Genomic DNA, 14261 nt, shown 5'->3' on the forward strand with positions numbered 1-14261 from the left:
TAACTTATCCTCTATTCTTTCTTATTTCTTTTTGAATTTTACGCAGTGCTTTTTTCGATCCGCGCTCAATATCGTGTTGCATTTTTCTTTCTTTATAATCAACAAATAGTGTATTTAAATCGTATCCTTCTGGATATAACTCCTTCGCTGCTACTTCTAAAGTAATACGTTTTACATTTACTTCAACGAATTCACCGTTATAATATACAACAACGTTATAAAAATTATCTTTTTCCTTATAGATGATACCAAAATCATCATGATCCAATAAATTAACACGATCGCCGATTTTGTACTCATAATGAGATTCTCTTTTTTCTTGTACGAATTTCGGTTTTCTAATTTTACTTTCATTCACTTTTTCTAAAGCGTACTCTTTATTTCCCATGTACTCTTTCGCCCTTTTCAGTACATGTTCTTTTACGTTCATTTTATTCGCAATCCAAAGTGCATTACTTTCTCCTGATTTTCCGATAACTAATTTATAAAGCGGCTCTAACGTTTCACTATTAAACTGCATCGCTGCATTCATAAAGTCATCATGCATTTCTGAAAATCGTTTAATTTCTCCGTAATGCGTACTCGCAACGGTAATACATCCCGCAAAGTACAACTCTTCTAAAATAGAAATTGCAAGTGCTGCACCTTCATTTGGCTCTGTACCGCTCCCTATTTCATCAAATAAAAGTAACGTATTATTATTTGACATCCTCATAATCTCAGAAAGATTTTTCATATGAGATGAAAATGTACTTAGTGCGTTTTCGATACTTTGATTATCACCAATATCTACAAATACATTTTCAAAAATAGCGATTTCTGTCCCTTTATCTCCTGCAATATGAAGACCTGACATTGTAGCTAATGTTAACAATCCAATCGTTTTTAACACAATTGTCTTTCCGCCCGCATTCGGCCCTGTAATAATTAAACTACGATACTCTTGACCAATTTTAAAATTCAAGGGTACAACTTGCCCTGTTAAAAGCGGATGCTTACAATTCACTAAATGAATGTAGCCATGATCATTTAACTTCGGTTCTATTCCATCAATCGATTTACTAAACTTCGCTTTCGCAAATACCATATCATACTGACTAATTAGCTCCATGTTAATCTTTATACTATAAATATTTTCTAATACCATCCCTGATAAAGTCGCTAAAATTTGATATTCTTCAACCGCTTCTTCTGCTTTCAAACCAGCTAGTTCTGCATTCAATTTCGTAACCGTATGCGGTTCTATAAATACAGTAGAACCTTTTGCCGAGGCTTCAATAATACTTCCGGCAACTTGGTTTTTATAGGAAGATTTAATTGGAATCGTATAACGGTCATCCTTTTTACTAATAAAGAATTCCTGAATGAATTTCTTATTTGCACTACTATTTAAAAACTTCGTTAAACGTTCTTTTATTTTCCCATCTACAGAATCGATATTATTTCGAATTCGTTTTAACTCTTTACTTGCAGCTGCATCAATACTATTTCCTTTAATTGAAAAGTTAATTTCCTCTTCAATACTTTTATATTCAGTCATTGAATTTGCATAAGAAGCTAATACTGGTGCAAAAAATTCTTTATCTAACATAAACTTTTTAATCTTTCTACATCCACGTAAAAAGTCTGAAACACTCACTAATTCTTCTGGATCTAAAATCATACCTTTTTCTAATTTTTGAATTGTACTAGCAATATTAGAAATGCCGAAGAAAGGAACATGCCCTTCTGCATCTAATATAGCTCGTGCTTCTGTCGTTTCATTCAGCCGATTTCTCACTACTTTTATACTCGTACTCGGCTCTAATTTGTTTAATAATTCCTTACCTAATCCACTTACACAATAAGATTTCACTATATCCTTTAATTCGTTATATTGTAACTTTTCAAAAGTCATCGTATTCATTTTGTTTCTCCTCACTATGATTGATTTTTATCATAAATGAAGATACCTACTCATTAGATTCCAATGAGTCATATATAAAATTCCATAATTATACAATAAAAACATATACAAAAAAGCTGCGGGGATACCGCAGCTTTTACATTTACAAGGCATGTGTAATAACGTATGAGGAAATAAGCCATAAAAAATAGATGGCAGTCCCTTATTACACGCTTTATAAAGTATTGTAGGTATCTTCATAGGTTTTGAAATAAATGCATGACAAAATTAGGGGTATGATGTACATAAAAATCCCCTGGTCTTATCCGATTTATTTCATTAAATTTTTCCTATTTAATACCTACCGCACTCACAAAAAGCACCTCTCATTAATTTATATTATAGTCATTGAAATCTAATTTATTGAAATCATCATACTATATGTTACGTGAGAAGTAAAGGTGCCATACTTCAGTAGTACGCAACTCTACACTTCAATATTTCTTAAATTAGACCTATATTCGCTGAGGAGAAATTATAAGAAGCGCCTCCGCTATTGCGAATGTCATTTCCTTCCCCTGATACATTTAATAATTATGACAAGCAATAATAGGAGGTTTACTATATGAATGAAGAATATAGTATTTTACATGGAACTGCTCTGGAACCAAATTTAATCGGTCCCACACTACCATCAATTCCACCATTTACATTCCCCACCGGACCTACTGGAATCACAGGACCTACCGGCGCGACAGGTTTTACCGGAATTGGAATAACTGGTCCTACCGGGGTTACAGGTCCTACCGGAATCGGAATAACTGGTCCTACTGGGGTTACAGGTCCTACCGGAATCGGAATAACTGGTCCTACTGGGGTTACAGGTCCTACCGGAATCGGAATAACTGGTCCTACTGGGGTTACAGGTCCTACCGGAATCGGAATAACTGGTCCTACTGGGGTTACAGGTCCTACCGGAATCGGAATAACTGGTCCTACTGGGGTTACAGGTCCTACCGGAATCGGAATAACTGGTCCTACTGGGGTTACAGGTCCTACCGGAATCGGAATAACTGGTCCTACTGGGGTTACAGGTCCTACCGGAATCGGAATAACTGGTCCTACTGGGGTTACAGGTCCTACCGGAATCGGAATAACTGGTCCTACTGGGGTTACAGGTTTAGGGATTCTTCCCATATTTGGAACAATAACTTCTGAAGTAGGAATCGGTTTTTCAGCAGTAGTTAATACAAATATTAATTTTACCATTCCAGGACCTGCTAGTGGAACTACCCTAAATCCATTAAATAATTCTATTACAATTGATACCACTGGCGTGTACTCTGTATCCTTTTCAATTGTATTTGTAATACAAGCTATATCGTCTAGTATATTAAATCTTACAATAAACGATTCCATTCAATTCGCAATTGAAACGCGAGTTGGTGGTGCTTCTGGGGTGAGAGCTACATCCGCCAGAACTGATTTACTACCTTTAAATCAAGGGGATGTTCTTCGAGTACGAATAAGAGAAGCCACGGGTGACATTATATATTCCAATGCCTCTCTTGTTGTTATAAAGGTCGACTAGCTCTTTTATTACAATAAAGATTTATGAAAAATAAAGTGAAACTTTAATAAGCCCTCACCAATCGGGCTTCCCACAAATAGCGGGATAAATATGCACAATATAAAAAGAAGAGGAAAACTTATATTTCAGTCTACCTCTTCTTTTTCATCACCAAATTATTGTTGAACATATATGGAAACTGATCCTCCACTTACTTGGAACTGCCCCCATCCGTCCTTATTAATTGTTACAGTATTTGTTTGATTACCCGTAATATCGTACCATACTTCCCCTGCGTTATTCTTTCCAACATCCATCCACTTCGCCCCTCCTGGTCCATCAGAGATTAATGTTGCTAAACCAGAATTAGCATGTACACTATCACCTTCTCTTGTCCAGCCAATCACATCCGGATGATCAAAATAATCACGCTGCGTACCATATGCAAAGTTTTTTCGTGCCGTCAAAATCGGATCAATTTTGTCCTTTAACGCTGGAATTTCATAGTTACTATTTCCTTTTGTACCATAGTAATCACCATAGAAAACAGAAGGATACCCCTCTGCACGCGTTAAAATAAATGCATATGCCAGCGGTTTGAACCAAGGGCTCACTACAGATTCCAATGACTGACCAGGCTGTGAATCATGATTTTCAACTAGAGTAACCGCAAGTGTAGGATGATTCGCAACTACCGTTCCTTTTAAAATATTTCTCATATCATAATTTCCATTTCCTGTTGAAGCATAATGAAAATTATAATGAAGTGGTGCATCGAACACAGATTGATTATAATTAACCTTCGCTAAATAATTATTTAAAGTCTGGATATCATTTTGCCAATATTCAGCTACTGTAAACATTTCTTTCCCTGTTTGCTGTCTAACGTGATTTACCCAATCGCGCAAATATTCATGATCAATATGTTTAACAGCATCTAAACGAAAACCATCTAAATTTAATTCATTCGCATACCACGTTCCCCATTTTTTCATTTCATTCGCAACATCTGGATGATCAAAATCAAGATCCGCATACATCAAATAATCATAATTCCCATTCTCGCTAGACACTTCCCAGTCCCATGCTTTACCTATGCCCCTAAATTTATAAATTCGGTTTAATTTCCTTCCTTCATCCCAATCCGTTCCATCAAAATGATACCATTTCCATTTGAAATTAGAATAAGAATCTCCACGCCCTGGAAAGTTAAATCCCGTCCACGCACTAATTTCATAATCACCTGATACTTCATTATTTCGATTGTTCGGGTCTACCTCAACTGCTGTGACAGTTTCTGTATAATCAGCCCCACCTTTATGATTCATAACTACATCACCGTATACATCGATGTTTTTCTTATGTAAAGCGTCAATTGCAGATTTCAATTGTGCTTTCGTCCCATATTTCGTCCGCACTGTTCCCTTTTGATTGAATTCCCCCAAATCATATAAATCATATGCTCCATATCCTACGTCATTTTGCGTAGTTCCTTTATATGCAGGTGGTATCCAAACAGATGTAATTCCTTTTTCCGCTAAATTTTCAGCATCAGTACGCAAACGATTCCAATGGTTTCCATCATTCGGAGCATACCACTCAAAATACTGCATTAACGTTCCATTGTTAACTGTGTCTGCATATGCTTTACTCCCCTCATATATACTAGGTAAAAACATAACAACCGACAATCCGACTATTGTTATTCTTTTAAACATCTGTACACCATCCCCTTCCAAGAAAGCGTTTGCATAGTTTATCAGAATTATTATAATATTCGTCCCACCGTTAGTAAAGTAGCAATCTCTCACTCTCCCATATTATTTTTAATCTAATTTCAAATATTCAACGTAGTTTTAATTTCACATCCTATTCAAGATTGTTTACAATTTACCTATAAAAGCATAACGGAGGGATTTCGATGACAGACTTTCAAAAACAATTTTTCGCACGATTACATATAGAAGAAAAAGACACAGTTTTATTTGAAGATTTATCTAACATTATGTACGCAATGGCACAAACTGTTCCTTTTGAAAACTTAAATATTCTCGAAAAGAATTTTAAAGAAATATCAAAAGAAAATTTGAAAGAGAAAATTTTAGTAAATAACCGTGGCGGTCTTTGTTATGAACTCAATCCTACTATGTATTACTTCCTGAAAGATTCTGGATTCGATGTTCATCTCGTTTCAGGAACAGTTTATAACGCTGCAAACTCCATATGGGCTGTTGATTCTGGCCATATCGCAACCGTTTTAACCCATCATAATGAACTTTATTTAATTGAAGTAGGATTCGGATCATACTTACCTCTTGCCCCTGTCCCTTTCTCAGGTGAAGTCATTCACTCTGCTACAGGAGATTATCGTATTCGTAAAGAAATGACCGAAAAGGGAAACTACATTTTAGAGATGCGGAAAAACAATGAGTTCTTGGATCAATCTGCTGCTGATGATTGGACGTTAGGCTATGCATTTTATATAGAAGAAGTGGATGAAGAAAAAGCAAATACAGCACAAAAAATTATCGTTGAACATGAAGGATCACCCTTTAATAAAGTACCTCTTATTGTAAAACTAACTGAAGATGGGCATGCCTCTTTAACGAAAGATAGCCTTACAGTAGCGAAAAATGGTAAAAAAACGAAAGAAACCGTTACAGACATGCAATATACAAACCTTTTACATTCAAAATTTGGAATTACACTATAAGTATGTAAGCCTTGTTATTTTAGCAAGGCTTTTCAATTTTCAGCAGGGATTTTTTGCAATTTGTTGTATTTCATAGTTATATAGAAATATAACTACATGTTTAGAAAGGAAATGATTATGACAGAACTTAAAGATCGATTACAAGTAGCTGATATAGAAAAATGGGATTTAACAGACATTTACCATACAATTGAAGATTGGGAAAGTGATTTTCATAAAATTGAAGTATTAACGAAGGAATTACACGAGTTTAATGGCAATATTCACGATGGCAATAGTTTATTAGCTTATTTAACGAAGAGTGAAGAAATTTCTAGCATAATATCTTTAATGTTCGCTTATGCACGATTACAATCTGACCTTGATACACGCGATACTGACGCGCAATCTCTTGTCGATAAAGTATCACAATTACACGTGAAAGTAAGTGCGGCGAAATCTTTCTTTTCCCCCTTCTTACTTAGCATAGACGAAAGCACATTACATTCTTACATAGAAGAAACAGAAGGCTTACAATATTATAAAGAAGACTTATTTGAATTATATCGGTATAAAAAACACGTATTGAATAAGGACCAAGAAGCAATTTTATCACAGATGGGTGAAGCTCTTTCTTCTCCACAGCACACATTTGGTATGTTAAACAATGCAGATATATTATTTGGTGAAGTGACGACTGACGATGGAGAAAAAGTGAACTTAACACGCGGAATGTATGCAAAGTTAATAGAAGATACGAATCGTGAAAAGCGTAAAGAAGCTTATAAAGCATATTACAAACCATATGTTCAGTTAAAGAATTCCATCGCATCTACTTTATCTGCTGCTATTAAAAATAATGTTACTGTTTCGAAGCTAAGAAACTATCCATCAGCGCTAGAGAAATCATTATTTGGCGATATGGTTCCGAAAGAAGTATATGAAAACCTAATTGATACAACGAAAAAAAACATTCAAACATTACATACATACAATGAAATTCGAAAAGAAAAATTAAACGTAGATGAACTAAGACAATACGACTTAGGCGTCGATTTAGTAGAAGGTGCAAAACAAGACATTCCATATAGTGAAGCATTTGACATTATGATTGCATCACTAGCTCCTTTAGGAGAAGAATATATTGAAACATTAAAAAGTTTTAAAGATAAAAGATATATAGACGTAAGGGAAACACCAGGAAAACGTTCTGGTGCTTATAACTTTGGTGTATATGGTGTTCACCCTTTCATTCTTTTAAATCATCACGATGATTTAAACAGCCTGTTCACTCTTACTCATGAATGCGGACACGGTATGCATACGCACTATTCACATGGATACCAACCACGAATTTCTGCACATTATTCTATCTTTGTCGCAGAAGTCGCTTCAACAGTAAATGAAGTGTTATTAATTCACTATTTATTAAAAGAAGCAAAAGAAACGAACGTACGTAACCATTTAGTTAACCATTTTATTGAGAAATTTAAAGGTACTTTCTTTACACAAATTATGTTTGCAGAATTTGAAAAAATCACACATGAAATGGCTGAACAAGGTAAACCATTAAATGCACAAGTATTCAGTGAAATTTATGAAAAGCTATTTAAAGAATATAACGGTGATTCACTTGTATTTGATGAAGAAGTAAAATACGGATGGGCTAGAATCCCTCATTTCTATCGCCCGTTTTACGTATACAAATATGCAACTGGATTCGCATCTGCCATTCAAATCGCTGATAAACTATTAAGCGGTGATCCGAATGCTCAGAAAAATTATATTGAATTCCTTAAAGGTGGAAGTTCAGACTACCCATTAAACTTATTGAAAAAAGCTGGCGTCGATTTAACAACGCCAGAACCGATTGAAAGTGCATTGAAACAATTCACTCAACTTGTTGAGGAGTTTTCAACATTATAAAAAGCATGCAGAGTATATGCTCTGCATGCTTTTTATTTGAATTACTCTATTCTATATGCTGCTGCGTCACACAATGAATCATACCACCGTATGCATACAATTCGTTAACATATATACCGACAATTCTTCTCCCTGGAAATTGACCTTCAATGATTTGAAGCCCTAATTTATCATGTTCATCACCGTATATAGGTACCAATACAACTTCATTACCAATATAAAAATTCAAATATGAACCCTTACAGTCTGCTTCTTTTACCACTTTTCTTGTTACTGGTACTGGAATGAGCTGAAATGGCTTTCCATCTATATTTTTCGCTTGTCGCAATTCTTGATAATGCTTTTCGTACGCCTCCAAAAGGTATGGCTCTCCTTCACCGAAAGGATCATATTCATACAGTATCGTATTTTCATTTACAAACCGTGCCGCGCCATCAATATGATAATCCGTATCTTCATCATAATTATCTTCTCCGCGTATACCAGTTATCCATATAAAATTCGTTACTCCTAAATATTTCGTTAATTCTATTTCAATTTCTTTCTGACTTAGTGTAGGATTTCGATTTTCATTTATAATAGACGTTTTCGCCGCCATTAAGGTCCCGTTTCCGTTTATCTCAATTCCCCCGCCCTCTAGACAGACACTAGATTCAACTTTTGGAATGCGATACATTTCACTTATTTTATTCGGAATATTAGCGTCGTTTTCGTACGGATATTTATCTCCCCAACCATTAAATATCCAGTGCGTTAGGCAGCGATTCCCTTCCTTATCCGTTACAAAGATTGGTCCGTTATCTCTTATCCAAATATCATCAGTTTCTTGAATTAAGAAATCAATTTTATCCATATTTACATTAGCTTCCATTAACTTCGATTGGACATGTATTTTCTCTTCTTCATCACATACAACAATATGGACATTTTCTCCATAGTGAAGCTCCTTTGCCATCGATATCCAAATATCATCTAACTTAGCTCTATAACCTTCACCTCTATGTGCTTTATCATGTGGCCATTGGAGCCATGTACCTTCATGTTTCTCCCATTCCGCAGGCATATAATACAAACTATTTTCTATATTTCTCATACGTGTTCACCCCTTATATGAATGTATGTCCAGTCTATACTTTGACATCATGTTAAGGTCAACAGGAATATATTCATTTACTTGTAGCAACTTTATAAGGTGACTCTTTATTTCTCCTTGTGATACACTACTTCTCCTTGTAAAACCGTCACTAAAACTTTCGCATTCGGAATCTTATCGGCACTCATTTTAGTAATATCTTCATTTAGTAATACCATATCAGCTGATTTGCCTACTTCAATCGAACCTGTAATGTTATCAAGACCTAGCGCTTTAGCTGGCTTAATTGTATAGGCATCAATAGCTGCGTATACATCAGACAAGCCCTTTTCATCAATGCTTAATGCATTTGAAATCGTCACAAGTGGATTCAGTTCGTTTACATCCCAATCACTACTAAGTGATACATTCGCACCGGTTTTCCAAATTCGCCCTAACGGCATAATTCGTTTCATTTGCTGATTTGTAAAATACGTACTTGCCCAGCTTTGTTTTGGATCTTCCGCAAAATCATGACCTACTTGAAAATCAGCGCTAATACCTAACTTAGCAAAACGATCTATATCACTATCTTCTACCATTTCCACATGCGTAAGTGTATAAGGCTGGTTTGCACCTTCTTTTTTCGCTGCTTCAATCGCATTTAAACTCTCTCTTACCCCAGCATCTCCAATTGTATGAATAAGTGCACCGTAACCAATTTTATTTAATTCGGTTAACCACCATTTCATTTTTTCTTCTGGAATATAATTCAACCCATACGGAGTTCCTGTAAACCATTCAAATTTATATTTTTCTAGTGTTTTAGCAGTGCTATTAATACTAATTCCATCACTATACATTTTCACTTGATTAATAAGCATACGGGATGACACATCATCACGCTTAATTTTTTTGAAATACTCCATTTGTTCTGCTTCGTTTAAATTTGGATATACCCATGGTCGAAGTACTACGCGTGACGTTAGCTTTTTTTCGTCATTTACTTTATTCCAAACGTCTAACCAGCCTCGCTTCCAATAAAGACGTCCATCACCAACTGTAGTAATACCATTCTTTGCAACCTCATCTAAACCGTCTAATAAACCTTCATAATTTTTTTCAAACAGATTTGGTTGAGAATTCCATGCTTTTTCCATCACGATATCTCCTGCTGTATCATAAAGAATACCAAACGGTTCTCCTGTCTCGGAATCCCGAATAATCCTTCCACCTTGTGGATCTTTTGTATCTTTATTTATTCCAGCTAACTCGAGTGCCTTTGAATTAACCCATACAGAATGGGAGGTTCTTTCCATAATTAATACTGGATTATTAGGAAATAACTCATCAAGAACTTGTAATGGGGTTTGTTGCTCTGATTTTTCGTCCATATCTTTTAACAACGCTTCCAAACTGAACCCCGTTCCACTTATCCATTCGCCATCTTTCACACCTTTTTTACAAGCCTTTAAATACGAGCGTTGTTTTTGCAGAGAAGCATCTGGTGAGACACTACAATTTCCTGCTGCTGGTGATTTTGCTTCAAATATATGATTATGATTGTCCACAAAACCAGGAAGGATAAAACGTCCTTGTAAATCCACCACTTTCGTATCTTCATTTATAAATTCCTCTACATCCTTGTTTGAACCAACAAATATAATTTCCCCCTCTTTAACGGCTACAGCCTCTACGATGTCTTGCTTTTCATTTGAAGTATAGATTGTACCATTTTTAAACACTACATTTTTAGGTAACTGACTTGGTAGTACAGCGCTACCACTCTCACCTTCTCCTACTCCAGCAGTACATGCGGAAATCCATACCATACTTAGAACGAGACAAATAATCATGATTGTTCTTCTCATATTCTCTCTCCTTTTTATTATGATAAATTGCTTTCATACATAGAATAAGGATTGACATAATGTTAATGTCAATCCTTATTCTCATTCTATTTTCGTAACTAAAAAACAAATTTGTGTCACATACTCTTCTGCTAAACAATCACATTCAGGTCCCTTTATATAAACCTCATATGGCGAATTAATTATCACATACCCATTTCTTTCAATCCATTCTTCTAACGCTATATAAGCGTAACCTATATAGTCGTAACTTCCATAATGCATAGTAGTAACGATATGATGTGGACTTAGTTGTTTCATTTCATACTCTTGTGCTACGTCTTCATCATTCCCCTGCATAACCGGGATTCTTAATTCAATATCACTGTTACTTGGAATATATTCTTCATCATAAAAGACTGCAGATGGTGAACCGACTATTTGAAAATTATTTTTTTGTACCTCTTCATATAAGTCATAAAAATAATCATCCATATCATCTATATCTATTTTTACTCTTTGAGTAATTATCGTTACTTCATTCCTCATTCCCATTAATATATCGTAATTTCTATGACGAGCAATATTTAGACTACTATTCACCTTTACCATTTCATTCATTTCTGAAATAACCTGTAAATTTTGCTTCACTTCATGAGACAACTCGATAATTTGTGATTGTATATGTTGAACAAACGAATCTTGATCTGATGACTGCAAAACAATTTTAATTTTTGGAAGAGGAAATTTATACTCCCTTAACTTTTTGATTTTCAACGCTACTTCCAGCTGCTCTTGTTCATAATACCTATACCCATTAACCGGATTCACATATGCCGGTTTTAATATCTCCTCTTTGTCATAATGTCTTAACATCCGCGTACTCATTTTACAAATCCGAGAAAACTCAGCGATGGTATACATATCAATACTCCTTGAATAGATTTTCTTTTCATTACTTATTTATTAAAACCAATCAAAAATCTTCTTCATTGAAAAATCTTCATTCTGATTTTTTAATCTTCTCATTTTTGAAGATAACAAATGGCTTGGACAATACCACGTTAAACAATTCATTGCGCCTCCCATTGTTGATATTTCTCCTACATGAATTTGAATAACTTGCTTCTCCGTATACTGTTGAATATATCGTAAAACTTCCTCATCTTTAGCTAGTCCAAACTTAGGAACATAAAGAGCATCACATGATTCTAACATATTTATATACAACCCTTTTGCTGATGCTATCTCTTGATCATATTGTCCTTTCTCTGTATATGATGAAGGAACAACTATAAATTCAGCTTCTGGCATTTGTTCTTGAATAATCTCTTGAACACTATATCTAAATTCATGATCCCCTAAAAAATCACTAATAAACATTGTATGTTCATCAATAAATTTAACCATTCCGTCTGCGTGTGCTAGTACATCCCCTTCTTCAGCAGGAATAATAATAACTCGGCTCACATCTAAATCCCATTCTAACTGCTCAATAATTTCCTCTTCTGTCCAATCATCGTTATCATCAAATATACGTTCTGTTAATATTACGGTATCTTTTTTATTCCAAATAAGATTACCACCATCTAATATTAATGGGGATTTCACATATTCAAAGTCATTCTTTTTCAACCATTTATTAAACTGTTGATCTAAATATCGCCCTTGATCATCTGGCAAATAATTTGGTCGATATTTAAATTTAACTAGATGATTTGTGACAACCGGTGCAACATCTCTTAGCCAAATATCATCATACTCAAAACAGCTCGTATGAAAGTCTTGTTCTTCAACAGATAAAGATATAAGTTGATCCGCAATTGATTTCTTTTCATTTAAACATTCATTAAAGTAAATCAAGTCTTCATAAAATGGTTGATAATATTCATTCGATTCGTCTGGTATTGCAGTAAAAATAATTCCATTATGTTTTTGTTCCATATTATTTACCTCGCTTTTTAATAGTAGTTACATAATTGATTTCACAAAGCCAACTAATCCTCAATTCATGTCTTTTTTATTCCAACTCATGCAACATGTACATTTCATGAATGGATTATAGCATGGAGGAATATTATATATTTATATAAAAAATATAAAGCTGACGTTAAGCCTTAAATTGACTCTTGACAAGTTTTTAAATAACCTATTTTAAAACAACAATAAATGATTAAATGATTTTTTTATCAAGATTCAAACCCATTACTTCTAATAGATCATTTTGATTATATAGATTCACCAAATGCGCTTCTACTCCTATACAAATTCCTTCTAGCGGAAGATCATTTGGATCCTGACCAAAGGGATCTTCAATTTCAACCCCTATTGCTTCAATACCTATGAATGCAAAACTTATAAACGTAGTCGCAAGTACTGTAAACCATCCGAGACTATCAACAAGACCAATCGGTAAAGTTGCACAAAATATAATCAATAAAATTTTTATATGAGCAAAATATGCAAAAGGAATAGGTGTTGTTTTGATACGATCACATCCACCCACAGATGTAAGTAACGTATTCAAATCTGTTTCCATACTAATTATCGCATTTGGATGAATTTGCCCCGTTTTCAAACCTTTTGATAGTATAGTTTTCAACATAAAAACTATACTAATCGGTAAATGATTGGACTCAACCAAAAATGCTTTTTCCTTCTCAGAACAGACAGCAAGCAATGATTTCACTTCAGATAAATCTTTTTCCTCTCTCAAGTGTCCTTTCGCTAACTTTGGAAATGCAATTAATAGATGTAAAAATTTTATTTTTTCCTGCTCCATACTCTTCCCTTTAGAATCCCAATGACACAAAAAACTAATTGCTAAATTTCTAGTACAAGCACCAATCGCGCCAAACAGCTTTCTACCTTCCCAGTACCGATCATAGGCAGTATTCGTACGAAACACTAATAGTAATCCTAAAGCTCCTCCGACGATTACCCAAGGAGTCTGATTTATATTTATTTCTGTATAGTAATAATTAATCACAGCTACTATCGTTGAAATACACGTATATAATACGATTTGTGGGAAAATATCTCTTATAATTGTCCCTTTTAATGTAAATATTTGATGTAAACTATTTTGATTATTGTAATGAACCATATTTACAAAAACCTCTTTCTCTATTAACCTTTTATTCTTTTAAATCATGAAAGTATACAATTAAATAATAGAATCATAAACCCTATCATTATGAGGCTGGTTAAGATTATTTCTTTCAATACCGTTACTCCTTTTTTGCAAAAAGATAAAATATCTTATT

At 34.4% G+C, this 14261-nt stretch carries 10 protein-coding genes and 1 pseudogene; 4 read left to right on the top strand and 7 right to left on the bottom strand.

The window, feature by feature from the left end:
- Nucleotides 1-4 precede the first annotated feature (4 nt).
- Nucleotides 5-1906 carry a mannonate oxidoreductase gene (locus V7S45_RS16975; RefSeq protein WP_001095187.1) on the bottom strand — a complete coding sequence of 634 codons (1902 nt, stop codon included), beginning with the start codon at nucleotides 1904-1906 and terminating at the stop codon, nucleotides 5-7.
- 604 nt (nucleotides 1907-2510) lie between these two features.
- Between V7S45_RS16975 and betA the strand changes: the two are divergent.
- Both betA and V7S45_RS16985 read left to right on the top strand, forming a co-directional pair.
- Nucleotides 2511-2747 (top strand): annotated as a pseudogene (gene betA / locus V7S45_RS16980) (collagen-like exosporium glycoprotein BetA); the annotation flags it as partial.
- Nucleotides 2748-2822: 75 nt separating this feature from the next.
- Nucleotides 2823-3476, top strand: coding sequence for an exosporium leader peptide (locus tag V7S45_RS16985; protein ID WP_342761915.1), 654 nt, complete (start codon nucleotides 2823-2825; stop codon nucleotides 3474-3476).
- Nucleotides 3477-3631: 155 nt separating this feature from the next.
- Here V7S45_RS16985 and amyS read toward each other — a convergent pair whose 3' ends face one another.
- A complete protein-coding gene (gene amyS / locus V7S45_RS16990; RefSeq protein WP_000476405.1) occupies nucleotides 3632-5173 on the bottom strand; it encodes an alpha-amylase in 1542 nt (513 codons plus the stop codon).
- A 203-nt stretch (nucleotides 5174-5376) separates the two neighbouring features.
- Between amyS and V7S45_RS16995 the strand changes: the two genes are divergently transcribed.
- Nucleotides 5377-6168 carry an arylamine N-acetyltransferase gene (locus V7S45_RS16995; protein ID WP_000129185.1) on the top strand — a complete coding sequence of 264 codons (792 nt, stop codon included), beginning with the start codon at nucleotides 5377-5379 and terminating at the stop codon, nucleotides 6166-6168.
- A gap of 117 nt (nucleotides 6169-6285) precedes the next feature.
- Nucleotides 6286-8073, top strand: a complete 1788-nt coding sequence (gene pepF, locus V7S45_RS17000; protein WP_000137535.1) for an oligoendopeptidase F — start codon at nucleotides 6286-6288, stop codon at nucleotides 8071-8073.
- 46 nt (nucleotides 8074-8119) lie between these two features.
- Here the strand turns inward: pepF and V7S45_RS17005 are convergent, their stop codons facing one another.
- The 5 genes from V7S45_RS17005 to V7S45_RS17025 all read right to left on the bottom strand — a co-directional run bounded on the left by V7S45_RS17005 (nucleotide 8120) and on the right by V7S45_RS17025 (nucleotide 14101).
- A complete protein-coding gene (locus tag V7S45_RS17005) occupies nucleotides 8120-9166 on the bottom strand; it encodes an agmatine deiminase family protein (RefSeq protein WP_001244202.1) in 1047 nt (348 codons plus the stop codon).
- A gap of 107 nt (nucleotides 9167-9273) precedes the next feature.
- The gene (locus V7S45_RS17010; protein ID WP_025687413.1) at nucleotides 9274-11016 is read right to left on the bottom strand and encodes an amidohydrolase family protein; all 1743 of its coding nucleotides are present in this window, start codon (nucleotides 11014-11016) and stop codon (nucleotides 9274-9276) included.
- A gap of 81 nt (nucleotides 11017-11097) precedes the next feature.
- Nucleotides 11098-11919, bottom strand: a complete 822-nt coding sequence (locus tag V7S45_RS17015; protein ID WP_000287978.1) for a MerR family transcriptional regulator — start codon at nucleotides 11917-11919, stop codon at nucleotides 11098-11100.
- Nucleotides 11920-11961: 42 nt separating this feature from the next.
- Nucleotides 11962-12939 (bottom strand): agmatine deiminase family protein, encoded by a 978-nt coding sequence (locus tag V7S45_RS17020; RefSeq protein WP_000435520.1) that lies wholly within the window; start codon nucleotides 12937-12939, stop codon nucleotides 11962-11964.
- A 229-nt stretch (nucleotides 12940-13168) separates the two neighbouring features.
- Complete coding sequence (locus tag V7S45_RS17025; protein WP_000233820.1) at nucleotides 13169-14101, bottom strand: bestrophin family ion channel; 933 nt, start codon at nucleotides 14099-14101, stop codon at nucleotides 13169-13171.
- Between the last annotated feature and the right edge of the window lie 160 nt (nucleotides 14102-14261).

The organism is Bacillus sp. BR3(2024) (genome assembly GCF_039134555.1).
Classification (GTDB): Bacteria; Bacillota; Bacilli; order Bacillales; family Bacillaceae_G; genus Bacillus_A; species Bacillus_A cereus.

Excerpts from the sequence above, each read along its gene's own strand:
- V7S45_RS17020 (WP_000435520.1), bottom strand. The coding sequence starts at position 12,939 with ATGGAACAAAAACATAATGGAATTATTTTTACTGCAATACCAGACGAA.
- V7S45_RS16995 (WP_000129185.1), top strand. The coding sequence starts at position 5,377 with ATGACAGACTTTCAAAAACAATTTTTCGCACGATTACATATAGAAGAA.
- pepF (WP_000137535.1), top strand. The coding sequence starts at position 6,286 with ATGACAGAACTTAAAGATCGATTACAAGTAGCTGATATAGAAAAATGG.
- V7S45_RS16975 (WP_001095187.1), bottom strand. The coding sequence starts at position 1,906 with ATGAATACGATGACTTTTGAAAAGTTACAATATAACGAATTAAAGGAT.
- V7S45_RS17015 (WP_000287978.1), bottom strand. The coding sequence starts at position 11,919 with ATGTATACCATCGCTGAGTTTTCTCGGATTTGTAAAATGAGTACGCGG.
- V7S45_RS17010 (WP_025687413.1), bottom strand. The coding sequence starts at position 11,016 with ATGAGAAGAACAATCATGATTATTTGTCTCGTTCTAAGTATGGTATGG.
- amyS (WP_000476405.1), bottom strand. The coding sequence starts at position 5,173 with ATGTTTAAAAGAATAACAATAGTCGGATTGTCGGTTGTTATGTTTTTA.
- V7S45_RS17025 (WP_000233820.1), bottom strand. The coding sequence starts at position 14,101 with ATGGTTCATTACAATAATCAAAATAGTTTACATCAAATATTTACATTA.
- V7S45_RS17005 (WP_001244202.1), bottom strand. The coding sequence starts at position 9,166 with ATGAGAAATATAGAAAATAGTTTGTATTATATGCCTGCGGAATGGGAG.